Origin of the sequence: Paracoccus sp. FO-3, assembly GCF_006386455.1 — a bacterium.
Taxonomy (GTDB): domain Bacteria; phylum Pseudomonadota; class Alphaproteobacteria; order Rhodobacterales; family Rhodobacteraceae; genus Paracoccus; species Paracoccus versutus.
This window is the reverse complement of the sequence record NZ_VCBQ01000031.1, coordinates 1-25,512: the sequence shown is the minus strand read 5'-3', so window position 1 is coordinate 25,512 and position 25,512 is coordinate 1. Positions and strand designations below refer to the sequence as shown.

At 67.0% G+C, this 25,512-nt stretch carries 23 protein-coding genes, 2 tRNA genes and 3 pseudogenes; 17 read left to right on the top strand and 11 right to left on the bottom strand.

The window, feature by feature from the left end:
• Positions 1-164: 164 nt before the first annotated feature.
• Complete coding sequence (clpA, locus tag FE811_RS10810) at positions 165-2,486, bottom strand: ATP-dependent Clp protease ATP-binding subunit ClpA (protein WP_036756693.1); 2,322 nt, start codon at positions 2,484-2,486, stop codon at positions 165-167.
• 262 nt (positions 2,487-2,748) lie between these two features.
• Positions 2,749-3,495 carry a hydroxyacylglutathione hydrolase gene (gene gloB / locus FE811_RS10805; protein WP_116222593.1) on the bottom strand — a complete coding sequence of 249 codons (747 nt, stop codon included), beginning with the start codon at positions 3,493-3,495 and terminating at the stop codon, positions 2,749-2,751.
• Positions 3,496-3,546: 51 nt separating this feature from the next.
• Here gloB and FE811_RS10800 point away from each other — a divergent pair, with 51 nt between their 5' ends.
• The 7 genes from FE811_RS10800 (at position 3,547) to FE811_RS10770 (ending at position 9,968) form a co-directional block, all read left to right on the top strand.
• Positions 3,547-4,329 carry a methyltransferase domain-containing protein gene (locus FE811_RS10800; RefSeq protein WP_036756690.1) on the top strand — a complete coding sequence of 261 codons (783 nt, stop codon included), beginning with the start codon at positions 3,547-3,549 and terminating at the stop codon, positions 4,327-4,329.
• Positions 4,330-4,644: 315 nt separating this feature from the next.
• Positions 4,645-5,205, top strand: a complete 561-nt coding sequence (locus FE811_RS10795; RefSeq protein WP_181180853.1) for a F0F1 ATP synthase subunit delta — start codon at positions 4,645-4,647, stop codon at positions 5,203-5,205.
• The gene (gene atpA, locus FE811_RS10790; RefSeq protein ID WP_036756687.1) at positions 5,205-6,740 is read left to right on the top strand and encodes a F0F1 ATP synthase subunit alpha; all 1,536 of its coding nucleotides are present in this window, start codon (positions 5,205-5,207) and stop codon (positions 6,738-6,740) included. Before FE811_RS10795 ends, atpA begins: the two co-directional genes overlap by 1 nt.
• Before the next feature lie 12 nt (positions 6,741-6,752).
• Positions 6,753-7,625 (top strand): F0F1 ATP synthase subunit gamma, encoded by an 873-nt coding sequence (locus tag FE811_RS10785; RefSeq protein WP_036756686.1) that lies wholly within the window; start codon positions 6,753-6,755, stop codon positions 7,623-7,625.
• Between the two features lie 17 nt (positions 7,626-7,642).
• On the top strand, positions 7,643-9,067 hold the full coding sequence (atpD, locus tag FE811_RS10780; RefSeq protein WP_036756685.1) for a F0F1 ATP synthase subunit beta: 1,425 nt from the start codon (positions 7,643-7,645) through the stop codon (positions 9,065-9,067).
• Between the two features lie 9 nt (positions 9,068-9,076).
• The gene (locus FE811_RS10775) at positions 9,077-9,523 is read left to right on the top strand and encodes a F0F1 ATP synthase subunit epsilon (protein WP_036756682.1); all 447 of its coding nucleotides are present in this window, start codon (positions 9,077-9,079) and stop codon (positions 9,521-9,523) included.
• Between the two features lie 94 nt (positions 9,524-9,617).
• Positions 9,618-9,968, top strand: a complete 351-nt coding sequence (locus tag FE811_RS10770) for an H-type lectin domain-containing protein (protein ID WP_036756679.1) — start codon at positions 9,618-9,620, stop codon at positions 9,966-9,968.
• 6 nt (positions 9,969-9,974) lie between these two features.
• Here the strand turns inward: FE811_RS10770 and FE811_RS10765 are convergent, their stop codons facing one another.
• Positions 9,975-10,745 carry an alpha/beta fold hydrolase gene (locus tag FE811_RS10765; RefSeq protein ID WP_116222594.1) on the bottom strand — a complete coding sequence of 257 codons (771 nt, stop codon included), beginning with the start codon at positions 10,743-10,745 and terminating at the stop codon, positions 9,975-9,977.
• Complete coding sequence (locus FE811_RS10760; protein WP_036756673.1) at positions 10,742-11,341, bottom strand: 2-hydroxychromene-2-carboxylate isomerase; 600 nt, start codon at positions 11,339-11,341, stop codon at positions 10,742-10,744. Before FE811_RS10760 ends, FE811_RS10765 begins: the two co-directional genes overlap by 4 nt.
• Before the next feature lie 81 nt (positions 11,342-11,422).
• Between FE811_RS10760 and FE811_RS10755 the strand changes: the two genes are divergently transcribed.
• Complete coding sequence (locus FE811_RS10755; RefSeq protein ID WP_036756670.1) at positions 11,423-12,442, top strand: ribose-phosphate pyrophosphokinase; 1,020 nt, start codon at positions 11,423-11,425, stop codon at positions 12,440-12,442.
• A 66-nt stretch (positions 12,443-12,508) separates the two neighbouring features.
• Here the strand turns inward: FE811_RS10755 and FE811_RS10750 are convergent, their stop codons facing one another.
• The 3 genes from FE811_RS10750 to rlmB all read right to left on the bottom strand — a co-directional run bounded on the left by FE811_RS10750 (position 12,509) and on the right by rlmB (position 14,456).
• Positions 12,509-12,961, bottom strand: a complete 453-nt coding sequence (locus tag FE811_RS10750) for a CoA-binding protein (protein ID WP_036756667.1) — start codon at positions 12,959-12,961, stop codon at positions 12,509-12,511.
• 184 nt (positions 12,962-13,145) lie between these two features.
• On the bottom strand, positions 13,146-13,487 hold the full coding sequence (locus FE811_RS10745) for a YHS domain-containing (seleno)protein (RefSeq protein WP_275600366.1): 342 nt from the start codon (positions 13,485-13,487) through the stop codon (positions 13,146-13,148).
• Between the two features lie 171 nt (positions 13,488-13,658).
• Positions 13,659-14,456, bottom strand: a complete 798-nt coding sequence (gene rlmB / locus FE811_RS10740) for a 23S rRNA (guanosine(2251)-2'-O)-methyltransferase RlmB (protein ID WP_116222595.1) — start codon at positions 14,454-14,456, stop codon at positions 13,659-13,661.
• A gap of 174 nt (positions 14,457-14,630) precedes the next feature.
• On the opposite strand from rlmB, the gene FE811_RS10735 reads away from it, so the two are divergent.
• From FE811_RS10735 to FE811_RS10715, 5 genes are all read left to right on the top strand, one after another.
• Positions 14,631-14,714, top strand: a tRNA-Tyr gene (locus FE811_RS10735).
• Positions 14,715-15,068: 354 nt separating this feature from the next.
• Positions 15,069-16,064: an ABC transporter substrate-binding protein gene (locus FE811_RS10730; RefSeq protein ID WP_036756658.1), complete on the top strand. Its 996-nt coding sequence runs from the start codon at positions 15,069-15,071 to the stop codon at positions 16,062-16,064.
• 74 nt (positions 16,065-16,138) lie between these two features.
• Positions 16,139-17,020 carry a proline/glycine betaine ABC transporter permease gene (locus tag FE811_RS10725; RefSeq protein ID WP_036756655.1) on the top strand — a complete coding sequence of 294 codons (882 nt, stop codon included), beginning with the start codon at positions 16,139-16,141 and terminating at the stop codon, positions 17,018-17,020.
• Positions 17,017-18,063 carry a glycine betaine/L-proline ABC transporter ATP-binding protein gene (locus FE811_RS10720; protein WP_036756652.1) on the top strand — a complete coding sequence of 349 codons (1,047 nt, stop codon included), beginning with the start codon at positions 17,017-17,019 and terminating at the stop codon, positions 18,061-18,063. Before FE811_RS10725 ends, FE811_RS10720 begins: the two co-directional genes overlap by 4 nt.
• Positions 18,064-18,278: 215 nt before the next feature.
• Positions 18,279-19,751 carry a nucleobase:cation symporter-2 family protein gene (locus FE811_RS10715; RefSeq protein WP_116222596.1) on the top strand — a complete coding sequence of 491 codons (1,473 nt, stop codon included), beginning with the start codon at positions 18,279-18,281 and terminating at the stop codon, positions 19,749-19,751.
• Between the two features lie 160 nt (positions 19,752-19,911).
• Here FE811_RS10715 and FE811_RS10710 read toward each other — a convergent pair.
• From FE811_RS10710 to FE811_RS28710, 4 genes and pseudogenes are all read right to left on the bottom strand, one after another.
• Positions 19,912-19,986 (bottom strand) — tRNA-Glu (locus FE811_RS10710).
• 110 nt (positions 19,987-20,096) lie between these two features.
• Positions 20,097-21,305: a Bcr/CflA family efflux MFS transporter gene (locus FE811_RS10705; protein WP_116222846.1), complete on the bottom strand. Its 1,209-nt coding sequence runs from the start codon at positions 21,303-21,305 to the stop codon at positions 20,097-20,099.
• Positions 21,306-21,531: 226 nt separating this feature from the next.
• Positions 21,532-21,726, bottom strand: a pseudogene (locus FE811_RS28715) (hypothetical protein); the annotation flags it as partial.
• A pseudogene (locus FE811_RS28710) lies at positions 21,698-21,892 on the bottom strand (carbonic anhydrase); the annotation flags it as partial. The pseudogenes FE811_RS28715 and FE811_RS28710, both read right to left, overlap by 29 nt.
• Positions 21,893-22,194: 302 nt before the next feature.
• Here FE811_RS28710 and FE811_RS10695 point away from each other — a divergent pair.
• The 4 genes and pseudogenes from FE811_RS10695 to FE811_RS10680 all read left to right on the top strand — a co-directional run bounded on the left by FE811_RS10695 (position 22,195) and on the right by FE811_RS10680 (position 25,372).
• The gene (locus FE811_RS10695) at positions 22,195-22,572 is read left to right on the top strand and encodes a transposase (protein WP_116222597.1); all 378 of its coding nucleotides are present in this window, start codon (positions 22,195-22,197) and stop codon (positions 22,570-22,572) included.
• Positions 22,569-22,916, top strand: a complete 348-nt coding sequence (tnpB, locus tag FE811_RS10690) for an IS66 family insertion sequence element accessory protein TnpB (RefSeq protein WP_116222598.1) — start codon at positions 22,569-22,571, stop codon at positions 22,914-22,916. The genes FE811_RS10695 and tnpB overlap by 4 nt, the downstream gene beginning before the upstream one ends.
• A gap of 54 nt (positions 22,917-22,970) precedes the next feature.
• Positions 22,971-24,595 (top strand): annotated as a pseudogene (locus tag FE811_RS10685) (IS66 family transposase).
• Positions 24,596-24,949: 354 nt separating this feature from the next.
• Positions 24,950-25,372, top strand: a complete 423-nt coding sequence (locus FE811_RS10680) for a DUF1489 family protein (protein WP_114537472.1) — start codon at positions 24,950-24,952, stop codon at positions 25,370-25,372.
• Positions 25,373-25,512: the final 140 nt, after the last annotated feature.

Here is a 25,512-nt window from a genome sequence, read left to right as displayed (position 1 = left end):
GGTGCGGCCGAACGGCGCGGCTGCGCCGGGGGCGCTGCCCCCGGACCCCCGGGATATTTCCACACGGAAGAAAAGCCGGGCGGCCCCTGCGACGCAGAGGACTTGCGACGCAGAGGAAAGGCGGCGCGAGGGGTGCGCCGCCTTTGTCTTTCCGGGATCGGCGATCAGTCCGCCGTCAGCAGCGGCGGCTTGGAGTTGCTGATCCTGGGCGTCTCGGGGCCGGTGATGTCGAAGACGGGCTTGTCGTCCTCGATCCGCACCCGGACCACGCCGCCCTTGGTCAGGCGGCCGAACAGGAGTTCCTCGGCCAGGGGCTTCTTGATCGATTCCTGGATCACCCGGCCGAGGGGGCGCGCGCCCATCTTTTCGTCATAGCCGCGTTCGGCCAGCCAGTCGGCGGCCTCGGGGCTCAGTTCGATATGGACGCCGCGGTCGATCAGCTGGGCCTCGAGCTGGAGGACGAATTTCTCGACCACCTGCACGATCACCTCGCGCGAGAGCGGCGCGAAGCTGATGACCGCATCCAGCCGGTTGCGGAACTCGGGCGTGAAGGTGCGCTCGATGGCGGCGGTATCCTCGCCCTCGCGGCGTTCGCGGCCGAAGCCGAAGGCGGCCTTGGCCTGGTCCGCCGCGCCCGCATTCGAGGTCATGATCAGGATCACGTTGCGGAAATCCACCTGCCGGCCGTTATGGTCGGTGAGCTTGCCGTGGTCCATGACCTGCAGCAGGATGTTGTAGACATCCGGGTGCGCCTTTTCGATCTCGTCGAGCAGCAGCACGCAATGCGGATGCTGGTCCACCCCGTCGGTCAGAAGCCCGCCCTGGTCGAAGCCGACATAGCCCGGAGGTGCGCCGATCAGCCGGCTGACCGCGTGCTTTTCCATGTATTCCGACATGTCGAAGCGCAGCAGCTCCACCCCCAGCGTCGAGGCGAGCTGCTTGGCCACCTCGGTCTTGCCGACGCCGGTGGGGCCGGCGAAGAGATAGTTGCCGATCGGCTTTTCGGGTTCGCGCAGGCCCGCCCGCGCCAGCTTGATCGCCGAGGACAGCGCCTCGATCGCCGCGTCCTGGCCGAAGACCAGCCGCTTGAGCGTCGCGTCCAGATCCTTCAGCACCGCCGCATCGTCCTTGGAGACGCTTTTGGGCGGGATGCGGGCGATCTTGGCCACCACCGCCTCGATCTCCTTGGGGCCGATGGTCTTGCGGCGCTTGCTTTCCGCGACCAGATGCTGCGCCGCACCGGCCTCGTCGATCACGTCGATGGCCTTGTCGGGCAGCTTGCGGTCGTGGATGTAGCGCGCCGAAAGCTCGACCGCCATCTTGATCGCGTCATTGGTATAGCGCAGGTCGTGGTGCTTTTCGAAACTGGGCTTCAGCCCCATCAGGATCTTGATCGTGTCGGGCACGGTCGGCTCGTTCACGTCGATCTTCTGGAAGCGGCGCGACAGCGCCCGGTCCTTTTCGAAATGCTGGCGGAACTCCTTGTAGGTGGTCGAGCCCATGCAGCGCAGCTTGCCGCCGGCCAGCGCCGGCTTGAGCAGGTTCGAGGCGTCCATGGCGCCGCCCGAGGTGGCACCGGCGCCGATCACCGTATGGATCTCGTCGATGAAGAGGATGGCGTCGGGATGGTCCTCGAGTTCCTTGACGACGGCCTTCAGCCGTTCCTCGAAATCGCCGCGATAGCGGGTGCCGGCCAGCAGCGCCCCCATGTCGAGCGAGAAGATGGTCGAGCCGGCCAGCACGTCCGGCGTCTCGCCGCGGGTGATCTTGAGCGCCAGCCCCTCGGCGATGGCGGTCTTGCCGACGCCGGGATCGCCGACCAGCAGCGGGTTGTTCTTGCGACGCCGGCACAGCACCTGGATGCAGCGCTCGACCTCGTCGGCGCGGCCGATCAGCGGATCGACGTCGCCCTTGGCGGCCTTCTTGTTCAGGTCGACGCAATATTTCGCCAGCGCCGATTCGTCCTTGGGCTGGGCGGTTTCGGCCTGGGCCTGCTCGGCCTGCTGCTCGGCGCCCTGGACCGGGCGGTTTTCCGAGAAGGAGGGGTTCTTGGCGACGCCATGGGCGATGAAATTCACCGCGTCATAGCGCGTCATGTCCAGCTCTTGCAGGAAGAAGGCGGCGTTGGATTCGCGCTCGGCGAAGATGGCGACAAGGACGTTCGCCCCCGTCACCTCGGTCCGGCCCGAGCTTTGCACATGGATCGCGGCGCGCTGGATCACGCGCTGGAAGGCGGCGGTGGGGACGGCCTCGGAACCCTCGACATCGGTGATGAGGGTCGAAAGGTCGTCCTCGATGAACTCGACCAGCATGCGGCGCAACTCGTCCAGATCGACATTGCATGCCCGCATCACCTTCACGGCATCGGGTTCTTCCGTCAGCGCGAGCAGGAGGTGTTCAAGCGTGGCAAGCTCATGGCGATGTTCGTTGGCCAGCGCAAGCGCGGCATGGATGGCCTGTTCCAGCGAGGTCGAAAAGGACGGCACTTCAAGCTCCTGTCAGTCGGCTGGCGGTATGGGCCGCCAGATTTAGCGGTCCACCTGACCAGACTGTCACGATACAGTTAAGATTTGGTGGATTGCGGCGCAGTTCAAGCGGTATTTGCGTCCGCCCCTGCCGAATTTCCCGTGGTTGAGGCAGATGTGATGTTCCCCTGGCCGAATTTCAAGCATGTCGCCCTGGGCGAACGCCATGGCGGGACAGGGGGCCGGTTCCGGCCCTTTGTCCTTGCTGCGTTGCGAAAACACCTCAGAACCGATCCTTCCTGGCGCGCAGCTCGGCAAAGACCGCGGCCTCGGGCGCGCCGGCAAGGCCAAGGGAATCCGCCAGTTCCGCGACCCGCAGGAAGGGGTTGGTCGCCCGTTCCTCGGCCAGGGTCGAGGGGGCGCAGGGCCGCCCGCCGGCCGCCGTGTCGGCCAGCCTTTCGCGCAGCGCCGCATTGCCGGGATCGACCGACAGGGCGAAGGCGCCGTTGCCGCGGCAATAGTCATGTCCCGAGCAGACCAGGGTTTCCGCCGGCAGGGCGTTCAGGCGCGAGAGGCTGGCCCACATCATCGCGGCATCGCCCTCGAACAGCCGGCCGCAGCCGAGCGCCATCAGGCTGTCGGCGGTAAAGACCATGGCCGAGCCGGGCAGGTGGAAGGCGACATGGCCGACGGTATGGCCCGAGACGTCGATCACCTCGGCCTCCTCACCGCAAAGCGCGAAGCGTTCGCCGGGCCGCACGGCGTGGTCCAGCGGCGGCAGCCGGGCGGCATCCTCGGCATTGCCGATCACCGCGGCGCCGGTCTGCGCGACCAGTTCGGGCACCGCCTGGATGTGGTCGGCATGGTGGTGGGTCAGCGCGATCTGGTCCAGCGACCAGCCGCGCGCCGCCAGTTCCGCCAGGATGGGCGCGGCCTCGGGCGCATCGACCAGCGCGGTCCGCCCGTTGCCATGCACGAGCCAGGCATAGTTGTCGGTCAGGCAGCGGACGGGGACCAGTTCCAGCGGCATTGGCAAATTCCTCTCTTTGCCGCAGTCTGGCCTCGCGAGGCGGGAGGCGCAATGCATCACGACGTCTATGAGCTGCGGAAATTCTATTACAACCGCCCCCTGGGCCGGGTGGTGCAGCGGGTGCTGCGCGACCGGCTGACCGGGCTGTGGCCGACCGAGCAGGTGCAGGGCATGACCGTGGCCGGCTATGGCTTTGCCGCGCCGCTGCTGCGGCCCTGGCTGGGGCGGGCGCGGCGGGTCGTCTCGCTGATGCCGGGGCCGCAGGGGGTGATGGCCTGGCCGGCCGGACTGCCCAATTGCTCGGTCCTGTGCGAGGAGACGGCCTGGCCGCTGGACACCGGCAGCGTGGACCGGCTGGTGCTGCTGCATGCGCTGGAGACGGCGGACCATCCCTTCGTCCTGCTGGACGAGGCCTGGCGCGTGCTGGGTCCGGGCGGGCGGCTGCTGGTGATGGTGCCGAACCGCGCCGGGCTGTGGGCGCGGTCCGAGACGACGCCCTTCGGCTTCGGGCGCAGCTATACCGCGGGGCAGCTGGAGGTGCAGGCCCGCGAGGCCGGCTTCGTGACCGAGCGCACGGGGGCCGCGCTCTACATCCCGCCCTCGGACCGGCGGTTCTGGCTGAAGAGCGCGCAGATGTGGGAACGTGCCGGGCTCCGCATCAGCCAGGTCCTGGTCGCGGGCGTGGTGCTGACCGAGTTCAGCAAGCAGGTGCAGGCCCCGGTCGGGCCGGGGCGGCGCGTCAGCGTGCCCAGCCCGCTCGACGTGCTGGGAGGCATCGCCCGGCCGCGGCCGGCGGGGCAAGGCGCCGGGCGCACGGCGCGGGGCTCGGGCTGACTCGGGCTGAGCGGACGGGCGGGCGAATCCCCCCGGCTGCCGGCACCGCGTCGCGGCTCTGCGCACGCGCGAGCGGCCGGAGGGGCGGGCTGTTTGCGCAATCGGTCGCAGGCTGTCCTCGGCCAAGGGCCGCAAACGCTCATTTTTCCGTGTTCAAGGCGGTTGCGGCAGGGAAAATCACCTGCTAGAGACGCCGCAGATTTCGGGAAGGCTCCAGCCGTATTGTGCCAGGGCCTGCCCTTGACCCGCGCTCCGCGACAGACCGGCCCGCCCGCCGGCCCGCCTGCGGAGCTTGCGCTAACCGGAAGGATGACCGTGGCCAATTCCGCTTCGATTTCCGCTGATATCGCCGGGCGTTACGCGCAGGCCCTGTTCGATCTGGTCAGGGACTCGGGCGGCATCGACGCCCTGTCCGCCCAGATCGACGATCTGGCCTCGGCCTATGACGCCAGCCAGGATCTGCGCGATCTGACCCTCTCGCCCCTCTACGACCGCCAGCAGCAGGAAACTGCGATCGGCGCGCTTGCCGGCCGCATGGGGCTTTCGCCCGAACTGGCCAACACGCTGCGCCTGATGGCCCGCAACCGCCGGCTGTTCGCCCTGCCGCAGCTGCTGGCCAAGCTGCGCAGCCTGATCGCCGATGCGAAGGGCGAAGTCACCGCCGACGTGGTCAGCGCCCAGGCGCTGACGGACGAACAGAAGGCCCGCCTTGCGGATACGCTGGCCGTGAAATCGGGCAAGAAGGTGAAACTGAACGCGCGTGTCGATGAAAGCCTCATCGGCGGCATGATCGTCAAACTGGGCTCGCAGATGATCGACAGCTCGATCCGCTCGAAGCTCGCCTCCCTCCAGAATGCTATGAAAGAGGTCGGATAATGGGAATCCAGGCAGCCGAAATCTCGGCCATCCTCAAGGATCAGATCAAGAATTTCGGTCAGGACGCCGAGGTGGCCGAGGTCGGGCAGGTGCTGTCCGTCGGTGACGGCATCGCCCGCGTCTATGGCCTGGACAAGGTTCAGGCCGGCGAGATGGTCGAGTTCCCCGGCGGCATCCGCGGCATGGTGCTGAACCTTGAAACCGACAACGTCGGCGTCGTGATCTTCGGCGACGACCGCGACATCAAGGAAGGCGACACCGTCAAGCGCACCGGCGCCATCGTGGAAGTCCCCGCCGGCAAGGAACTGCTGGGCCGCGTCGTGGACGCGCTGGGCAACCCGATCGACGGCAAGGGCCCGCTGAACGCCTCCGAGCGCCGCGTCGCCGACGTGAAGGCCCCCGGCATCATGCCGCGCAAGTCGGTGCACGAGCCGATGGCGACCGGCCTGAAGTCGGTGGACGCCATGATCCCGGTCGGCCGCGGCCAGCGCGAGCTGATCATCGGCGACCGCCAGACCGGCAAGACCGCCATCGCGCTGGACACCATCCTGAACCAGGCGAACTACAACGGCCGCGAGGCCGATGGCATGAAGACCCTGCACTGCATCTATGTCGCCGTCGGCCAGAAGCGCTCGACCGTGGCCCAGCTGGTGAAGAAGCTGGAAGAGACCGGCGCCATGGCCTACACCACCGTCGTGGCCGCGACCGCCTCGGACCCGGCGCCGATGCAGTATCTCGCGCCCTATTCGGCGACCGCCATGGGCGAATATTTCCGCGACAACGGCATGGATGCGCTGATCATCTATGACGACCTGTCCAAGCAGGCCGTGGCCTATCGCCAGATGTCGCTGCTGCTGCGCCGTCCGCCGGGGCGCGAAGCCTATCCGGGCGACGTCTTCTACCTGCACTCGCGCCTGCTGGAGCGTTCGGCCAAGCTGAACGAGGCCAACGGTGCCGGCTCGCTGACCGCGCTGCCGATCATCGAGACCCAGGCGGGCGACGTGTCGGCCTATATCCCGACCAACGTGATCTCGATCACCGACGGCCAGATCTTCCTGGAAACCGAACTGTTCTTCCAGGGCATCCGCCCGGCCGTGAACACCGGCCTTTCGGTGTCGCGCGTGGGCTCGGCCGCCCAGACCAAGGCGATGAAGTCGGTCGCGGGCCCGGTCAAGCTGGAGCTGGCGCAGTATCGCGAGATGGCGGCCTTCGCGCAGTTCGGCTCGGACCTCGACGCGGCGACGCAGAAGCTGCTGAACCGCGGCGCGCGCCTGACCGAGCTGATGAAGCAGCCGCAATATTCGCCGCTGACCAATGCCGAGATCGTCATCGTCATCTATGCCGGCACCAAGGGCTACCTGGACGGCATCCCGGTCCGCGACGTGACCAAATGGGAGCAGGGGCTGATCCAGTATCTGCGCAACCAGAAGGCCGATCTGCTTGAGGACATGACCAGGAACGACCGCAAGGTGGCGGGCGAGCTTGAGGATGCGATCAAGGCAGCGCTGGACGGCTACGCCAAGACCTACGCCTGAGAGGAGGGATAGATGCCCAGCCTCAAGGATCTCAAGAACCGGATCGGCAGCGTCAAGAACACGCGCAAGATCACCAAGGCGATGCAGATGGTCGCCGCCGCGAAACTGCGCCGCGCGCAGGAAGCGGCGGAGGCTGCGCGTCCCTATGCCGACCGGATGGCCTCGGTGATGGCCGGGCTGACCGCTGCGGCGGCGGGCTCGGACATGGCGCCGCGGCTGCTGGCAGGGACCGGCGAAGACCGCCGCCACCTGCTGGTGGTGATGACCTCGGAGCGCGGGCTTGCGGGCGGGTTCAACTCGTCCATCGTCAAGCTCGCCCGCCAGCGCCTGCAAGAGTTGCTGGCGCAGGGCAAGCAGGTGTCGATCCTGACCGTCGGCAAGAAGGGCCGCGAGCAGCTGAAGCGCGAATACAGCGACCTCTTCGTCCATCACGTCGACATGAGCGAGGTCAAGCGCATCGGCTACGAGAACGCGCGCCAGATCGCGGACGAGATCCTCGACCGCTTCGACGCCGGCGAGTTCGACGTGGCGACGCTGTTCTACAACCGCTTCGAAACGGTGATCAGCCAGGTTCCGACCGCAAGGCAGATCATCCCCGCCGTGGTCGAGGAGGGCGAGGCCGCGGCCTCGGCGCTCTACGATTACGAGCCGGATGAAAGCGCGATCCTGAACGACCTTCTGCCGCGCTCGGTCGCGACGCAGGTCTTTGCGGCGCTGCTGGAGAATGCCGCGTCCGAACAGGGCGCGCGGATGACCGCCATGGACAACGCCACGCGCAACGCCGGCGACATGATCGACAGGCTGACGACGGAATACAACCGTTCGCGTCAGGCCGCGATCACCAAGGAACTGATTGAAATCATCTCGGGCGCAGAGGCGCTCTGACACGTAGAGGTAGAGACATGGCAGAGGCCAATGGAAAAATCACGCAGGTGATCGGCGCCGTCGTCGACGTGCAGTTCGACGGCCAGCTTCCTGCGATTCTGAACGCTCTGGAAACCGAGAACAACGGCAAGCGCCTGGTGCTGGAAGTAGCCCAGCACCTGGGCGAGAACACCGTCCGCACCATCGCCATGGACGCGACCGAAGGTCTGGTCCGCGGCCTGCCGGTGCGTGACACCGGCGGCCCGATCATGGTTCCGGTCGGCGACGTGACGCTCGGCCGCATCCTGAACGTCGTCGGCGAGCCGGTGGACGAAGGCGAGCCGCTGGTCGCAACGGACAAGCGCGCCATCCACCAGCCGGCCCCGGACTTCGCCGCCCAGGCGACCGCGTCCGAGATCCTGGTGACGGGCATCAAGGTGATCGACCTGCTGGCCCCCTATTCCAAGGGCGGCAAGATCGGCCTGTTCGGCGGCGCCGGCGTGGGCAAGACGGTTCTGATCATGGAACTGATCAACAACATCGCCAAGGTGCACTCGGGCTATTCGGTGTTCGCCGGCGTCGGCGAGCGGACCCGCGAAGGCAACGACCTCTATCACGAGATGGTGGAATCGGGCGTCATCAAGCCGGACAACCTGGCGGAATCGCAGGTGGCGCTGGTCTATGGCCAGATGAACGAGCCTCCGGGGGCGCGGATGCGCGTGGCGCTGACCGGCCTGACCCTGGCCGAGCAGTTCCGCGACGCGACCGGCACCGACGTTCTGTTCTTCGTCGACAACATCTTCCGCTTCACCCAGGCGGGTTCGGAAGTGTCGGCGCTTCTGGGCCGCATCCCCTCGGCCGTGGGCTACCAGCCGACGCTGGCCACGGACATGGGCGCGATGCAGGAACGCATCACCTCGACCAAGAACGGCTCGATCACCTCGATCCAGGCCGTCTATGTTCCGGCCGACGACCTGACCGACCCGGCGCCGGCCACGACCTTTGCCCACCTGGACGCCACGACCGTTCTGTCGCGCGCGATCTCGGAACTGGGCATCTATCCGGCCGTGGACCCGCTCGACTCGAACTCGCGGATCCTCGATCCGGCGATCGTCGGCGAAGAGCATTACCAGGTCGCCCGCGACGTCCAGGGGATCCTGCAGAAATACAAATCGCTGCAGGACATCATCGCCATTCTCGGCATGGACGAACTGTCGGAAGAGGACAAGCTGACCGTGGCCCGCGCCCGGAAGATCCAGCGTTTCCTGTCGCAGCCCTTCGACGTGGCCAAGGTCTTCACCGGCTCGGACGGGGTGCAGGTGCCGCTGGAGGATACCATCGCCTCGTTCAAGGCGGTCGTGGCCGGCGAATACGATCACCTGCCGGAAGCGGCCTTCTACATGGTCGGCGGCATCGAGGAAGTGAAAGCCAAGGCTCAGCGTCTCGCCGCTGACGCGGCGTAAGGGGGCGACATGGCCGACACGATGCAGTTCGACCTCGTCTCGCCGGAACGGAACCTGGTTTCCGTCCCGGTGCGCGAGGTGCGCCTGCCCGGCGCCGATGGCGACCTGACGGCGATGCCCGGCCATGCGCCGGCCATCGTCAACCTGCGCCCCGGTCTGGTGACCGTGGTGGCAGGGGACGGGTCCGCGACGGAATTCGCAGTGACCGGCGGCTTCGCCGAGATCAACAACGACTCCGTCACCCTGCTGGCCGAACGCGGGCATCCCCGCGCCGAGATGACGCAGGCGGTCTTCAACGAGATGATGGCCCAGGCCCGTCGTCGCGTCGAAGTCGCCAAGGAACGCGAAACTGCCGGCGAGGAATTGGTCGCCGCGGCGGTCAAGCTTCTGGCCGACATGGAGGCGCTTGGCACGCATATCGGGCTTGACCCGAACCAGGCGAATTTCCCGCATTAACCGGGAATTGATGAAAACTATGGTAAGCCCCGGTTTTCCGGGGCTTTATCTACTTGTGCCATCATTTTTTCATGGCATGGGGGAGGGGTAAGGGGTGCGACGTTTCGGATATTTCGCCGTCGGTGTCGCCAATGGCTCGACCGAGATGTTCTCGGCCTTCGAGAGCGGCGGGCCGATGTGGACAGGGCAGGGGCCGCGGGTCGAGCTGCGTTCCGTGCGCTTCGACGAACGCTTCGTCGAGCCGCCCGTGGTGCATGTCTCGCTGAGCATGTGGGACGTGGACGGCAATGCCAACCAGCGCGCCGACATTCAGGCGGTGAACATCACCGCCGAGGGGTTCGAGCTGCAGTTCAGCACCTGGGGCGATACCCGCGTCGCCCGCGTGCGCGCCAGCTGGATGGCCATCGGCCCCTTGCGGCACGAGGACGACTGGAATCTGGACTGACCCCGGTCAGGCGCGGTCCAGGTTCAGCCCGATCAGCTCGGCCACCTGCCGCGGATGGGTGATCGGCAACATATGGCCGGCGCCGGGAACGCGCGCGCGCGCGACATCGGGCAGCCGTGCCGCCAGCGCATCGGCGATGGCCGGGATCACGGCGGGCGAATCCTCGCCCATGACGATCAGCACGGGCGCGTCGATGGCCTCCAGCCCCTCGGACCGCAGGATATTGGCGCTGTCCTGGCGCAGCGCTTGGTTGCTGGCCTGGACCAGGTGGATCTGCCGTGCCAGGCGGGCCTTGCCCGCGGCGGTCTGCGAATCCCAGTCGATCCCGCCCCAGATGCCAAGAAAGGCGCGTGCCGCCTCGGCATCCTCCCCGGCGGCGAGCCGGGCCGCGACATCCTCCATCAGCGCGTCGTTCTGCGCCTCGGGGGCGGCGGCGAACAGCACAGGCTCGATCAGGGTCAGGCTGCGCACGGCCTCGGGCGCGGCGACGGCGATGCGCAGCGCCACGGTCGCGCCCATGCTGTGGCCGATCAGGTCCAGCGGCCGGTCGATCAGCGCCGCGGCCGCGCGGGTGACGGCGGTGTGATAATCCGGCGTGCCGCCCGGCCAGTCCGGGCTTTGCCCATGGCCCGGCAGGTCCGGCGCGCTGATCCGCACACGGTCGCGCAGCGCCTCGGCGATCGGCCCCCAATAGACCGCGTTGCCCATCATGCAATGCAGCGCCAGGGCCGGGCGGTCCTCGTTGCCCGGCCAGCGCCTCAGGTGCAGCGCGCTCACAGGCTTGCCAGGTGCCGGTCGAGGAAATCCAGCCGGTCCTGGCCCCAGAACCGCTCGCCCGTCTCGCGCACGATATAGAAGGGCGCGCCGAAGGCCCCGGCCTCGACCGCCTGTTCCAGGTTGCGGCCGAAGGTCTCGGCGCCGACGAACAGGCCCTTGTCGGCCAGGTCCGGGTCGAAGCCCGCCGCGGCCAGCGTCCGGCGGATCACCGCGTCGTCGGCGATGTCGGCGTCCTCGGCCCAGACGGCGCGCAGAAAGCCCTGCACCAGCCCGGCCAGGTCGCCGCCGCCCGCCTCTTGCGCGGCGATGATGGCATAGGACGAGGGGGCGGGATTCACCGGCCAGAAGGCGGGCTTCGGGTTCAGCGCCATGCCCAGGTGCTGGGACCAGCGGCGCAGTTCCTGCGCGCGGTATTCCATGCGCGAGGGGTGGCGGTTCGCGGGGCGCACCCCGCCGGTGCGGTCGAAAAGTTGCAGCAGATCGACGGGCTTGTAGCGGATCGTCGCCCCATGGCGGGCGGCGATTTCCTCCAGCCGGTTGCCGGCAAGATAGCTCCAGGGGCTGGGTGTGCCGAAGTAATAGTCGATATGCGCCATGGTTTCGTCCTCGGGGTTTGCGGGCAGGCTAGCCCGGTGCTAAGCGGGGTGCAATCGCACGAATCCAGACAGGGAAAGCCCATGCCGGCCATGACCGAACCCAAGCTCATCGCGGGAAATGCGAACCGGCCTCTGGCCAATGCCATTGCCCGGCGCATGTCGATGCATCGCGGGATGAACGTCGCTCCCGTCGAGGCGCGGGTCGAGCGTTTCAACGACCAGGAAATTTTCGTCGAGGTCTATGAGAACGTCCGCGGCGAGGACATGTTCATCATCCAGCCGACCTCGAACCCGGCCAATGACAACCTGATGGAACTGCTGATCATGACCGATGCGCTGAAGCGGTCCTCGGCGGCGCGCATCACCGCGGTCATCCCCTATTTCGGCTATGCCCGCCAGGATCGCCGCGCCAAGGCCCGCACGCCGATCAGCGCCAAGCTGGTCGCGAACCTGCTGACCGAGGCGGGCGTGGACCGGGTGCTGACGCTTGACCTGCATGCGGCGCAGATCCAGGGCTTCTTCGACATCCCGGTGGACAACCTTTATGCCGCGCCGGTCTTTGCGCTGGACATCAAGCATCACTTCCGCGAGCGGCTGTCGGACCTGATGGTGATCTCGCCCGACGTGGGCGGGGTGGCGCGGGCGCGGGAACTGGCGCAGCGCATCGGCGCGCCGCTGGCCATCGTGGACAAGCGCCGCGAAAAGCCGGGCGAGGTGGCCGAGATGACGGTGATCGGCGACGTGACCGGCAAGACCTGCATCATCGTCGACGACATCTGCGACACCGCCGGCACGCTGTGCAAGGCGGCGCAGGTGCTGACCGAACACGGCGCGACCGAGGTGCATGCCTATATCACCCATGGCGTCCTGTCCGGCCCCGCGGTCGAGCGGGTGCAGGCCTCGGTGATGAAATCGCTGGTCATCACCGATTCGATCGAGCCGAGCGACAAGGTGAAATCCGCCTCGAACATTCGCATCGTGCCGACGGCGCCGATGTTCGCCCAGGCGATCCTGAACATCTGGAACGGCACCTCGGTCAGCTCGCTGTTCGAGGTGGACACGCTGGGCCCGATCTACGAAGGGCTCTATTCGGGCGTTTGATCGCCGGCGGCGCAAAAGAAAGGCCCCGATCCTCTGGACCGGGGCCTTTTTCGTATCGCCATGGCCTTAAAGAAAGCGCGGGAACTCGATCTTCGGGCAACGATCCTCGATCACCGTCAGGCCGCGGGCGCGGGCGCGTGCGGCCGCCTGCGGATGGCGGACGCCCAGCTGCATCCAGATCGTGCCAGGCCGGGGCAGATGCGCCAGCGCCTGGTCGACGATGGCGGGCACGGCCTCGGCCCGGCGGAAGATGTCCACCATGTCCACCACCACCTCGGGCGGAATCGCCCGCAGGTCGGGATAGACCCGTTCATCCAGGATGGTGCTGCCCGCATGGCCCGGATTGACCGGGATGATGCGATAGCCCTGCGATTTCAGGTAACGGGCCACGCCCCAGGATGGTCGCGCTTCGTTCGGCGACAGGCCCACGATGGCAATGCAGCGCACCGTGCGGGCGATGCGCGCAATGTCGTCGTCGACCGGCGAGGTGCCGATGTCGCGAAGTACTGCCAGGTTCATCTGATCCTCCCCCAGATCTCAACCGAAAGTGGCATGGAAAAAGCGCCCGGTCCAGAGGTCTGGCCGGGCGCAAGTCGCGGAACGAGGGACAGTGATCTGAACATGACCGTTCCGTGGCCATGTTCAGTAAATAAATGGGAACCGTGGCTAAAAAGTTCCACCCCGCTCGCAAAAAAGTGAAATTTTAGGGATTCATGCGGGTCCAGACGGCCTTGGCGCGCATCAGGATCTGCTGCGGATCGGCAAGAAGTCGCTCACGTGCGCGTTCCGAGCGCAGGAAATAGGTGCGTTGGCCGATCACCACGAAATAGCGCGGATTGCCCGGCTCGGAACGGCCTTCGGACAGGGCCAGGACGCAAAGCCCGCCCAGGCCGGGGGCGTAAGCCTTTGGATTGGCTTCGAAAAGGTTGCGGTTCTGTTCGCTGGCGAAATGCCAGGCCTGGCCGCGCCAGACCGTCACCAGGTCGGTGCGCCCCGGAACCGCGGCGTTTTCGGTGCCGTATGAGACCGGATCCATGCCGTCCAATGCCCAATCCTGCGCCAACGCCGCCGAAACGGGCAGGGCAAGCATCAGGCTGGCGAGAATCGGACGAATCATGGTGCGGCGGGGTTTGGTTGGACTGCTTTCGATCTGGCAAATCGGTTGGCGATTCTCAACCGGGGCGGGCTGGTTCTAGCGCCGATGTGAAGGCCGGGTTCAACTCTGTGAAGCCGCGTAAAGCGCCACCGCCGCCGCGTTCGAGACGTTGAGCGAGCCGAAATCTGCGGCGAAGGGAATGCGCAGGATACGGTCGCAGGTCTCGCGCGTGCGTTCGCGCAGGCCGGGGCCCTCGGCGCCGAGGACCAGGCAGATCGCCCGGCCCGAAAGTTCCGCCAGCGCCTGCGGCAGGGTTTCCGTGCCGGTGCCGTCCAGGCCCAGCACGACATATCCCATGGATTGCAGCTCGATCAGCGCATCGGCCAGGTTGACGATGCGCAGGTAGGGCTGTCGTTCCAGCGCGCCCGAGGCGGTCTTGGCCAGCGCCCCGGTCTCGGGCGCGGAATGGCGCGCCGGCGCGATGACCGCGCGGGCGCCAAAGACCTCGGCCGAGCGCAGGATGGCGCCGACGTTATGCGGGTCCGTCACCCGGTCCAGCGCCACCAGCAGCGGCCGGCCCGGCCCGGACAGCGCCAGGTCGGCCAGGCTGTCCCATTTCAGCGGCCTGACCTCCAGCGCCGCGCCCTGGTGGACGCTTTCGGGCGACAGCGGCACCGTCCGGTCGAAGACGCGGGCATCGATGATCTCGGGCGTCAGTTCCGCGGGCAGGGGGCCCAGCCGGTCCAGCGCGTTGCGCGTCACCACCAGCCGCAGCTTTTCGCGCCGGGGGTTGGCCAGCGCGTCGCGCACCGCATGCAGGCCGAACAGCCAGACGGTTTCGGCCGCGGCGGCGCGGCGGGCGCGTTCCTTGTCGATGACCCAGGCGGGTTTCTTGGATTTCTGTGGTTTCTCGGCCATGTCGCATTCCCGGTTGCTGTTTCGACTGCGCAGAAAATGCCGCCGAATGCAACCTTGGCGGCGGGGTGGCGGCGGGTTGGCGGTGGGGCAAGGAAGTGCGACTTTTCCGCGGTTCCCTGCTTGACGCCCCCCGACGGTCGGGATAATCACCGCTTCACGCCGAAAGCGCTCGGCGGGCGACGTGCTGCAAGGTGCGGCAGCGGACTGTAACTCCGCCGGGGAGACCCATGCCTGGTTCGATTCCAGGGTCGCCCACCACTTCTTCCAGATCAGCGACTTGGGTGGTGAGCTTCGCGGCTTGGGCAAGATGCCGGCTGCGGCGCGCAGGGTAGCGGCCGGCCGGTGGGCCACAAGGCGCCCCCTGGCCTTGCCAGGACGCTTTTGCGGTCCCGAAAATGCGGCGCAAATCCCCTGCCGGCAGAAAATCCTGAAGCGGATTTGAACTTTTCTCACAGAACTGTATAGTATCGCCCACCGAAATCGGGGCGCATGCCCCATTCCACGCAACAGGGTCGCAATCGACCCGCGGAGGTGACCGGCGTCGCGCGTCGGTTGGTTTCGCCCCCTGCGCCGCGTCACGCGTGCGCGTTGAAAATCCGGAGATCATGTTTGATGGGCAAATTTCTTGCTTCGACTACGCTTGCCTTCGTGGCGCTGACCGTCCCCGCCTTTGCTGCGGATGAAGAATGCGGCAGCATCACCGTCGCCGAAATGAACTGGGCCTCGGCGGGGTTGGCGGCTTGGGTCGACAAGATCATTCTTGAAGAGGGCTATGGATGCGACGTGGGGCTGGTCGCGGGCGATACCATGCCGACCTTCGCCTCGATGAACGAAAAGGGCGAGCCGGACATGGCGCCCGAACTGTGGGTCAACGCCGTCAAGGAACCGCTGGACCAGGCGGTGGAAGAGGGGCGGATCGTCATCGCCTCGAAGATCCTGTCCGACGGCGGGGTCGAGGGCATCTGGGTGCCGACCTGGCTGGCCGAGGAACACGACATCCGCACGCTCGAGGACGCGCTGGAGCATCCCGAGCTGTTCCCCGGTGCCGAGGACGGCAGCAAGGGCGCCTGGTTCGGCTGCCCCTCGGGCTGGGCCTGCCAGGCGATCAACCGCAACCAGTTCGTCGGATCGGGCGCGGCGGAAAAGGGGTTCGAGCTGGTCGATTCCGGCTCGGCCGCGGCGCTGGACGGCTCGATCGCGCGGGCGGCGAACCGCAACGAGGGCTGGCTGGGCTATTACTGGGCGCCCACCGCCATCCTGGGCCAGCATGACATGACCCGGCTGGAGCTGGAGGCCGATTTCGACCGCGAGCGCTGGGACAGCTGCATGGTCAAGCCCGATTGCGCCGAGCCCGAGGTCACGGAATGGCCGGTCTCGGACGTCTATACCGCCGTGACCAGGGAATTCGCCGACAAGGCCGGCGTGGCCATGGACTATGTCGAGTCCCGCGCCTGGAGCAACGACACCGTCAACGAGATGCTGGCCTGGATGGTCGAGAACCAGGCCAGCAACGAGGACGCCGCCTATGAGTTCCTGGAACGGCACGAGGAGATCTGGACCCGCTGGGTGCCCGCCGAGGTCGCCGACAAGGTCAAGGCCGCCCTGTAACCCGCGCCTTCGCGCCTGACGGGCAAGGCCGCCGCCGCGGTCTTGCCCCTTTCCATTTCCAAAGGACGAACGACATGGACCTGATCCGTTTCCCGGAGATGAGCCGCGGGAGCCTGCGCGCGATGCGCCAGACCATCGACGGCGGCTTCCGGGACTTTACCCGCGCCTGGGGCGACACGCTGGAGGCGATCTTCGCGCCGCTGCAAGACCTGCTGACCCTGATCGAGAACCTGCTGATCCGCTCGCCCTGGATCCTGGTGCTGGCGGTGCTGGCGGCCGGGATCTGGCTGCTGAGCCGAAGCTGGAAGATCGCGCTGGGTTCGGTGCTGGCGCTGCTGGTGGTCGGCTATTTCGGCATGTGGGAGGACACGATGCGCACCATCGCCATGGTCGCGGTCTGCACCCTGATCGCCGTGGTGGTGGGCATTCCCATCGGCATCCTGATGGCGCAGTCGAACCGCATGAACGCCATGGTGACGCCGATCCTCGACATGATGCAGACCATGCCGAGCTTCGTCTACCTGATCCCGGTGGTGATGATCTTTGGCCTGGGCAAGGTGCCCGGCGTGATCGCGGTGGTGATCTATGCCATCCCGCCGGTGATCCGGCTGACCAACCTGGGCATCCGGCAGGTGGCGGCGGACGTGCTGGAGGCGGCCGAGGCCTTTGGCTCGTCGAGCTGGCAGAAGCTGCGTGACGTGCAACTGCCGCTGGCGCTGCCGACGATCATGGCGGGCGTCAACCAGACCATCATGATGAGCCTCGCGATGGTCGTCGTCGCCTCGATGATCGGGGTGCGGGGCCTGGGCCAGCCGGTGCTGCAGGCGATCAACCAGCAATATTTCACCATGGGGGTGATGAACGGCCTGGCCATCGTCGCCATCGCCATCATCATGGACCGCACCACGCAGGCCTATGGCAAGCGGCTGCAAAAGCACACGGAGGCCGGCAAATGACCGAGGCGGGCACGCATGACATCGAGATCCGCGACCTTTACAAGATCTTCGGCCCCGAGGCCGGCCGCCATGTCGAGGCGGTCAAGGCCGGGCTGACCAAGACCGAGCTGAACGACCGGCACAATCACGTCCTGGGCCTGCAGGACATCAACCTGACCATCCCGCATGGCCGGATCACGGTCATCATGGGGCTGTCGGGTTCGGGCAAGTCGACGCTGATCCGGCACATCAACGGGCTGATCCGGCCGACCGCGGGGCAGGTGCTCTATGACGGGCTGGACGTGGTGACGATGACGCCGGCGCAGCTGCGCGACTTCCGCCGGCAAAAGACGGCGATGGTGTTCCAGAAATTCGCGCTGCTGCCGCATCGCACCGTGCTGCGCAACGTGGCCTACGGGCTGGACATCCGCGGCATCGCCGAGGCCGAGGAGCGCGCCCGGCACTGGATCGGCCGCGTCGGCCTGCAGGGCTACGAGGAATATTATCCCCGCCAGCTTTCCGGCGGCATGCAGCAGCGCGTGGGCCTGGCGCGGGCCCTGGCCAACGATGCCGAGATCCTGCTGATGGACGAGGCGTTTTCGGCGCTGGACCCGCTGATCCGCATGGACATGCAGTCGATCCTGCTGGAATTGCAGCAGGAACTGCGCAAGACTATCATCTTCATCACCCATGACCTCGACGAGGCGCTGCGGCTGGGCGACAAGATCGCCATCCTGCGCGACGGCGCCATGGAGCAGGTGGGCGACGGGCAGGAGATCGTGCTGCGCCCCGCCAACGCCTATATCGCCGAATTCGTGCGCGAGGTGAATCGCGGCCGCATCATCGAGGCGCGCACCATCGCCGCGCCCGCCGCCGAGGGGCGCGAACTGCCCGGCTTTGCCGTCAAGGCGCGTTCGCGGCTGGACCTGGTCGCGCGCCGCATGACCAAGGCCGGCGTGTCCGAGGCGCAGGTCCGCGACGGCGACAGGCTGGTCGGGATCATCGACCTGCCCTCGATCCTGGAGGCGATGGTCAACCCGGCCGATGCGGCCAGCGACGACTGAGGCCCTGCACCCCTGACCCAGGCCCGCGGCAGGGTGGAAATCCTGCCGCGGGTCTGGCCTGCTGCCCCACCTGCCGCGCCTCCCGTGTCGATTTTATATCAGATTTTAAGTCAGCATATAGCTTTCTGTAAAAGTCACCCCCGGCTTATCCCGATAAGTTCCGCCAATCTTGAGGGGAGAGAGCCTGCTTGCGAAGAGAGAAGGGGGAGACGACCATGCAAACGGCAACGAATGCAGAAGCGGGGCCGGTCCGGCCCGAGGACGAACGGCTGGGCCTTGCCGCCAATCTGGCCTATGGCATGCAGCATATCCTGACCATGTATGGCGGCATCGTGGCGGTGCCGCTGATCGTCGGCCAGGCCGCCGGCCTGTCGCCCGCCGACATCGGGCTGCTGATCACGGCATCCCTGTTCGCCGGCGGCGTCGCGACCATCCTGCAAACCATCGGCCTGCCATTCTTTGGCTGCCAGTTGCCGCTGGTGCAGGGGGTTTCCTTTGCCGGGGTGGCGACGATGATCGCCATCTCGGGGAATGGCGGCATACAGGCGATCTTCGGCGCGGTCATCGTCTCGTCGCTGCTGGGCCTGCTGATCACGCCGATATTCTCGCGCATCACCCGCTTCTTTCCGCCGCTGGTGGCGGGAATCGTGATCACCACCATCGGTCTGACGCTGATGCCGGTCGCGGGGTCCTGGGCGATGGGCGGCGACCGCAACGCGGCCGATTACGGCAGCCCGGCCAACATCCTGCTGGCGGGCCTGACGCTGGCCATCGTGCTGCTGCTCAGCAAGGTCGGCAATGCCGCCATATCCCGGCTGTCGATCCTGCTGGCGCTGGTGATCGGCACGGCCATCGCCTATGCGACCGGCATGACCGATTTTTCCCAGGTCGGGCAGGGGCCGGTCTTCGCGCTGCCGCAGATCTTTCATTTCGGCTATCCGACCTTCGGCGTCGCGGCCACCATCTCGATGTTCATCGTCATCCTCGTGACCCTGGTCGAGACCTCGGCGGATATTTTCGCCGTGGGCGAGATCGTCGAGACCAAGGTGGACGGGCGGCGGCTGGGCGACGGGCTACGCGCCGACATGCTGTCGAGCATGCTGGCGCCGGTCGTCGGCTCGTTCACGCAAAGCGCCTTTGCCCAGAACGTCGGCCTGGTGGCCGTGACCGGCGTCAAGAGCCGCTATGTCGTGGCGACGGGCGGGCTGATCCTGGTGGCGCTGGGGCTGTTCCCGGTCATGGGCCGGATCGTCGCGGCGATTCCCAGCCCGGTGCTTGGCGGTGCCGGCATCGTCCTGTTCGGGACGGTCGCGGCAAGCGGCATCCGCACCCTGTCCAAGGTCGATTACGCCAACAACATGAACCTGATCATCGTGGCGACCTCGATCGGCTTCGGCACCATCCCGATCGTGCTGCCGGCCTTCTACCACCAGTTCCCGGCCTGGGTCGAGACGATCTTCCATTCGGGCATCAGCTCCTCGGCGCTGATGGCGATCACGCTGAACCTTCTGTTCAACCATTTCACGGCCGGCAATTCCGACCAGCCCTCGGTCTTCGGTGCCGCGGCGGAACGAACCATCCGCTACACCGACATCGCCCAGCTCGAGGACGGGGACTATTTCATGGACGGCCGGCTCTACGACGCGAATGGCAATGAGGTGCCGCTGGTCCGCCCGGCCAGCCACTGACCGCGACCAGCCACTGACCCCGAGGCGGGCCGCCTTCCCGGCGGCCTGCCCGAACCGCCGCCCCTTCGCGGCATGTTCCCGGCCACCCACGGGCGCGCGCCTGCATCGGGTGGGCGGCATCGGGCTAGCCGTGCAAGGGGATCAAAGGCAAAGGGGGCGATGGCAGCCCGTAGGGGAGTCGAACCCCTCTTTTCAGGTTGAAAACCTGACGTCCTAACCGATAGACGAACGGGCCATGCCTGCGCCTGCGCTTCGGCCGGCGACACGGCTGCTCTTAGGCCAGCTTCGGCGGCTGCGCAAGGGGCCGCGGCGCATTCCCCTGTGGGTAACTCGCGGCCGGCGCCGTCAGCCCTCGCGCACGCCGCGCATCAGCATCAGCGCGACCGCCGAGCAGACCAGCGTCGCCAGCACGATCGGCCGCGCCGTGCCGTCGTAAAGCAGCCCGACCGGCGCCGCGATCAGCACCGCCCCCAGCGTCGAAAGCGCGCCGACGACCGAGGCCGCCATCCCCGCCACATGACCCATGCGCTGCAGGGCCATGGCGTTGAGGTTGCCGAAGGTCACGCCGGCCATGAAGAACACGCTGACCGCCCAGAAGAAGAAGGCCGGAAAGCGCAGCGCCTCGGGCAGCAGGTCGCAAAACACCAGCACCGTCATTGCGCCCGAGACCACGACCTGCATGGCATAGGCCCAGCCCACGATGCGCCGCATGCCCAGCCGCACGACATAGCGCGCGTTCAGCACCGTGCCGCTGCCCGACAGCAGGGCCATGGCGGCGAACCACAGCGGGAAGCTTTCGCCCTTGCCGTAGGTGTCGACGAAAAGCTGCTGGGCCGAACTCAGCAGCGCGAACATCTGCCCGAAGCCCAGCGTCATCACCACCGTCACCAGCTGCACCTGGCCGTTGCCCATCACCTCGCGCGCCGAGGCCGCCAGGCTGCGCAGGTTCAGCGGCCGGCGCGCGGCCTCGGGCAGGGTCTCGGGGCGGCGCAGGTTCAGCCACAGGCTGCCGATCAGCGCCAGCACCACGAAAGAGCCGAACACCCCGCGCCAGCCGACGAAATGGATCACCACCGCCCCGATCGACGGCGCCACCGCCGGCACCAGGATGAAGACCATCATCACGAAGCTGGTGATCCGCGCCATCTCGCGCCCCTGGTACAGGTCGCGCACCATGGCCAGCGCCACGATGCGCGGTGCGGCGGCGGCGATGCCCTGCACGAAACGCGCCGCCAGCAGCAGGTCCAGCGAATCGGCAAAGATCGCCGCCACGGCGGCCAGCGCGTAAAGCGCGAAGCCGGCGGTGATGACCGGCTTGCGCCCCAGCGCGTCGGAAAGCGGCCCGCCGACCAGCAGGCCCAGCCCCAGCCCGCCGACGAAGGAGGTCAGCACAAGCTGCGCGCGGTTGACGTTCTGGGGCGTCAGGGTGGCCGCGATCTCGGGCAGGGCCGGCAGCATGGAATCGATCGAAAAGGCGATGACGGCGAAGATCAGCGCCAGCATCGCGATGAACTCCGGCAGGGGCTGGCCGCGGGTCGGTTGGGGATTGGGCATGATGTCTTCCATCGGTGGACCTCCGGGGCGTAACCTCGCAAGCCCCGGGGTTCAACCCCTGCGGGCACCCCGCCTGATCCCGTCCCTTTCGCCTACAGGAAGCGGATTTCCCCCGTGGCGGTGCCGTGCATCGCGGCCACCACCACGATTTCGGCGGCATGGCCATGTCCTTCAGCGTCGGGCTTTCCGCAAGGATCTTGGCCACGGTCAGTTCGGCATTCTTCTCGGCCACCTGCTGCACCAGCGCCTTGTCCTTCGAGGTGCGATTGGCCTGGGCGACGGCCGCAATGGCCGGTTCGATCCTCTGCATCACATGCGTCAGATAGCCCAGCTCGACCTTGTCGATGGCACCCTTGGCCGCGCCGCAGGCGCTGTGCCCCCAGCACGACGATGGCCCTGGAGCCCGAGACCTTGCAGGCAAATTCAAGGCTGCCTATGATGTCGGTGTTCACATAATTTCCGGCGATGCGCGCGGTGAACAGGTCGCCGACCTTCTGGTCGAAGACCAGTTCCGGCGGCACGCGGCTGTCGATGCAGCCCACGACCGCGGCAACGGGATATTGCCCTTCCGAGGTTTCGCGCGCCATCGCGTTCAGGTCGCAATGCTGCACCGCCCCGGCGGCAAAGCGGGCATTGCCCTCTTGCAGCGCGGCGATGACATCGCGGGGGTCATGTCGGCCTGGCGCTCCTTCGTCGGCATGACGCAGGCGGTTTCCGCCATGCCCGCGCCGGCGGAGGCCGGCGTGAACGAAGCGGTGGTGCAAAGAAACATGCGGCGGTTCATCATGGGGTAACCGCCCGGTTGCGACCATCTGCCTGAGTTTGGGCGGATCGGCTATGGGACGTGCATAACGACGTCGTTAGCGACGTCTCTTATGCGGGGTTGAGGATGCGTGGCGATGTCCTTGGGTTGGAGCGGCGGCGGTGGGATGACGAGGAGAAGCTCGGGATCGTGCTGTCGGTTGGCGCCGATGGCGCGACGGTCACGCAGGTGGCGCAGCGCCATGATGTGACGCGCCAGCAGATCTACGCCTGGCGGCCCGAGCTGAAGAAGAAGGGGCTGGTGTTTCCGACCGCCGATGCGCTGTTCCTGCCGATCTCGGCGCCCGAGCCGATAGAGACGGCCCTGCCAGAGGCAACTGTCCGCTCGACCGCACCCGATCCGCAGATTGAGTTGGTGCTGGCCAATGGCCGCTGCCTGCGCTTCATGCCAGATCTGGAGCCTGCTGTTCTGGTGCGGCTGATCCGGGTGGTCGAGGCGGCATGATCGGCCCCGGAACCGGTGTCAGGGTCTATCTGGCCTGCGGCGTGACCGACATGCGCAAGGGGATCGAGGGGCTGGCGGCGCTGGCCCGGGACGTGCTGCGCCAGAACCCGACCTGCGGCGCGGTCTTCGCCTTCCGCGGCCGTCGCGGCGACAGGCTGAAGCTGCTCTATTGGGACGGCCAGTGCTTCTGCCTCTACTACAAGATCCTGGAGCGGGGCCGCTTCCCTTGGCCCGGCAGTAGCGAAGGATCGATGCGCCTGACTTCGGCGCAGCTTGCCATGCTCTGGGAAGGAATTGATTGGCGCAGGCCGGATTGGGGCGCGCCGCCTGCGCGGGTCGGATGAACCGGAAGACGTTGTTTTTATGGCTGTTCGGACCGATCCGTGTTATCAGATCGCATGTCGAGCATGGCCGAACACCTGCCGGATGATCCTGCGCTTCTGAAGGCGCTGATCGCGGCCTTGCAGGCCGGGAATGCGCAGATATCGGCGACCCTGCGCGCCCCTGACCCTCTGATCCAGACCCTGCGGGCGCGGATCGCCAAATTGCGCAAACAGGTCTTCGGCCAGTCATCGGAGAAGATCGAACGCGAGATCGCACAGCTGGAACTGGCGCTTGAAGACCTCATGGTCGCGACAGCCGAAAGCAGCGCGGCCGCCGCCGAGGATGCCCCGGAAGTCAAGACCATCGCCGAGCCCGATACAGAGGACCGCCCCACACGCCGCCGCCCGCGGGTCTCGGCGGATACGCCGCGCGAGCGTCAGGAACTCGACCCCGGCAGCTGCTGCCCCGATTGCGGCGGCGACCTACGACTGGTGGGCGAAGACACCAGCGAGATGCTGGATCTGGTTGCGGCGCAGCTGGAGGTCGTGCAGATCGCCCGGCTCAAGAAGTCCTGCCGCCGCTGCGAGCACAGGGTGCAACCGCCCGCGCCCAGCCGTCCGATCCCCGGCAGCATGGCGGGCGCGGGGCTGCTTGCGCATGTGCTGGTCTCGAGGTTCGACGATCATCTTCCCTTGTATCGCCAGAACGAGATCTTCGCCCGCATGGGTGCGGACATCCCCGACAGCACTCTGGTCGACTGGTGCGGCCGGGCGATGCGGGTGCTGCAGCCGCTGATCGATCGCATCGAGATGTCGGTGATGGCCAGCGATCTGCTCCATGCCGATGACACCCCGATCCGGGTGCTCGACCGGTCCTTGCGCGACCGCGGCCTCGGCAAGGGGGTGAAGAAGGGTCGGATCTGGGCCTATGTCCGCGATCAGCGGCCCTGGTCCGGCTCAGCGCCACCCGGCGTGACCTGTCACTTCGCGCCGGACTGGAAGGAAGAGCATGTCCGCCATCACCTGCGACGGTCCAGCGGCATGCCTCACAGGCAGATGGCTACAAGGGCTACGCCAAGCTCTACCTTCCCGAACCGGACGGCAGCTCGGCCCGCTTCCGCGAGGCCGCGTGCTGGGCGCATCTGCGACGGGACTTCCATGACGTCTGGCAATCCACCAAATCCGAGATCGCCCGCGCAGCCCTTGATCGGATCGGGGCGTTCTACGACATCGAGCGCGACATCACCGGCCAGACTGCCAAGGCGCGCCATGCGGCCCGCCAGACGCTGAGCAAGCCGCTGGTCGAAGCGTTCTTCGACTGGTCCGGGGTGCAGCTACGCCGGCTCCCCGGCAAGAGCGATCTCGCGAAGGCCTTCCGCTATGGCCTTAGCCGCCGCGCGGGCTTCAGCCTGTTCCTCGACGATGGCCGCGTTGCCATCGACAACAATCCGGCCGAGAGGGCCCTGCGGCCCATTGGAATCGGCAGGAAAAACTGGCTCTTCGCGGGTGCCGAGACCGGCGCCGAGACTCTCGCCGGCGCCATGACCCTGATCGAGACGGCCAAGATGAACGGCCTCGATCCGCAGGCCTATCTGGCCGACATCCTGGACCGCATCCACGACCACAAGATCAACCGGCTCGACGAACTGCTCCCCTGGAACTGGGCGCCACCGGCAGCACCGCGGGCGGCAGCCGCCTGATCATCGGCAAGCCGAGGCGGTAGAAACCGAGCGGTTACATCATAGGTTACTCCTCCCGTTGTGTTCATGGGTTCACAGCCCAAGGAGGTCGGGCGCGCAGACTGCACCGGACCAGACTGCACCGGACCAGACTGCGTTGCTTTGCAAAATTTTTCCTGAATGATCGCTTTTTGGCCAAAGAATCGGATTCGGCCTGGCGTCCATGTTGTCGCAGGGTGGTCATCGCCTCGGGGGAAACAGCACGCCCCCGCCCGTCGCTGGGCCGGTCCTGTTTGCCCGGCCGCTGCACTGCGGTCATGGCGGCTTGGCGCACAGGTCCATTGCGCCCGCCCGTCACAGAGCTATATCTGGCGCATGAGCGCGTCCCTGAACCTGATGAAACTCTGCGTCGGCTGCGACGATCCGGCCGAACTCGCCGCCTGGCAGAAGCACCGTTTCGGCGGCGGCCCGGCCCGCCATGTCACCCGCATGTGGCCCAAGCGCGAGGCCGAACTGCTGGACGGCGGCTCGATCTACTGGGTGTTCAAGGGCGTGATGCAGGCCCGCCAGCGCATCCTGGAGCTGCATGAGGTGCAGGGCGAGGACGGCATCCGCCGCTGCGCGCTGGTCCTTGCCCCCGAGCTGGTGCGCGTCGCGGCCGTGCCGCGCCGTCCGTTCCAGGGCTGGCGCTATCTGCCCGGCGCCGAGACCCCGCCCGACCTGCCGGCAGGCCGCGGGGCCGAGCCGGACCTGCCCCCCGAAATCGCCAGGGCGCTGGCCGAGATGGGCCTGCGCTGAGCCATCCGGGAAGGCATGCCGAAAGCCGGCAATGCGCTTTCCCTAGGTGGCGCGGCAAAAATTTCCCATGGCGGGGTGGAAAACCCTCTCGACAGGCGCGTCGGGCTTTCGCAGTCTCCAGGTCTCCAGGTCTCCAGGTC

Bases quoted from the DNA above. Each gene is read 5' to 3' on its own strand.
- FE811_RS10730 (WP_036756658.1), top strand. From the start codon at position 15,069: ATGGGCAAATTTCTTGCTTCGACTACGCTTGCCTTCGTGGCGCTGACC.
- FE811_RS10725 (WP_036756655.1), top strand. From the start codon at position 16,139: ATGGACCTGATCCGTTTCCCGGAGATGAGCCGCGGGAGCCTGCGCGCG.
- tnpB (WP_116222598.1), top strand. From the start codon at position 22,569: ATGATCGGCCCCGGAACCGGTGTCAGGGTCTATCTGGCCTGCGGCGTG.
- atpD (WP_036756685.1), top strand. From the start codon at position 7,643: ATGGCAGAGGCCAATGGAAAAATCACGCAGGTGATCGGCGCCGTCGTC.
- FE811_RS10760 (WP_036756673.1), bottom strand. From the start codon at position 11,341: ATGGCGCATATCGACTATTACTTCGGCACACCCAGCCCCTGGAGCTAT.
- FE811_RS10705 (WP_116222846.1), bottom strand. From the start codon at position 21,305: ATGCCCAATCCCCAACCGACCCGCGGCCAGCCCCTGCCGGAGTTCATC.
- FE811_RS10800 (WP_036756690.1), top strand. From the start codon at position 3,547: ATGCATCACGACGTCTATGAGCTGCGGAAATTCTATTACAACCGCCCC.
- FE811_RS10680 (WP_114537472.1), top strand. From the start codon at position 24,950: ATGAGCGCGTCCCTGAACCTGATGAAACTCTGCGTCGGCTGCGACGAT.
- FE811_RS10715 (WP_116222596.1), top strand. From the start codon at position 18,279: ATGCAAACGGCAACGAATGCAGAAGCGGGGCCGGTCCGGCCCGAGGAC.
- FE811_RS10785 (WP_036756686.1), top strand. From the start codon at position 6,753: ATGCCCAGCCTCAAGGATCTCAAGAACCGGATCGGCAGCGTCAAGAAC.
- atpA (WP_036756687.1), top strand. From the start codon at position 5,205: ATGGGAATCCAGGCAGCCGAAATCTCGGCCATCCTCAAGGATCAGATC.
- FE811_RS10755 (WP_036756670.1), top strand. From the start codon at position 11,423: ATGCCGGCCATGACCGAACCCAAGCTCATCGCGGGAAATGCGAACCGG.
- FE811_RS10695 (WP_116222597.1), top strand. From the start codon at position 22,195: ATGCGTGGCGATGTCCTTGGGTTGGAGCGGCGGCGGTGGGATGACGAG.
- FE811_RS10750 (WP_036756667.1), bottom strand. From the start codon at position 12,961: ATGAACCTGGCAGTACTTCGCGACATCGGCACCTCGCCGGTCGACGAC.
- FE811_RS10775 (WP_036756682.1), top strand. From the start codon at position 9,077: ATGGCCGACACGATGCAGTTCGACCTCGTCTCGCCGGAACGGAACCTG.
- gloB (WP_116222593.1), bottom strand. From the start codon at position 3,495: ATGCCGCTGGAACTGGTCCCCGTCCGCTGCCTGACCGACAACTATGCC.
- rlmB (WP_116222595.1), bottom strand. From the start codon at position 14,456: ATGGCCGAGAAACCACAGAAATCCAAGAAACCCGCCTGGGTCATCGAC.
- FE811_RS10720 (WP_036756652.1), top strand. From the start codon at position 17,017: ATGACCGAGGCGGGCACGCATGACATCGAGATCCGCGACCTTTACAAG.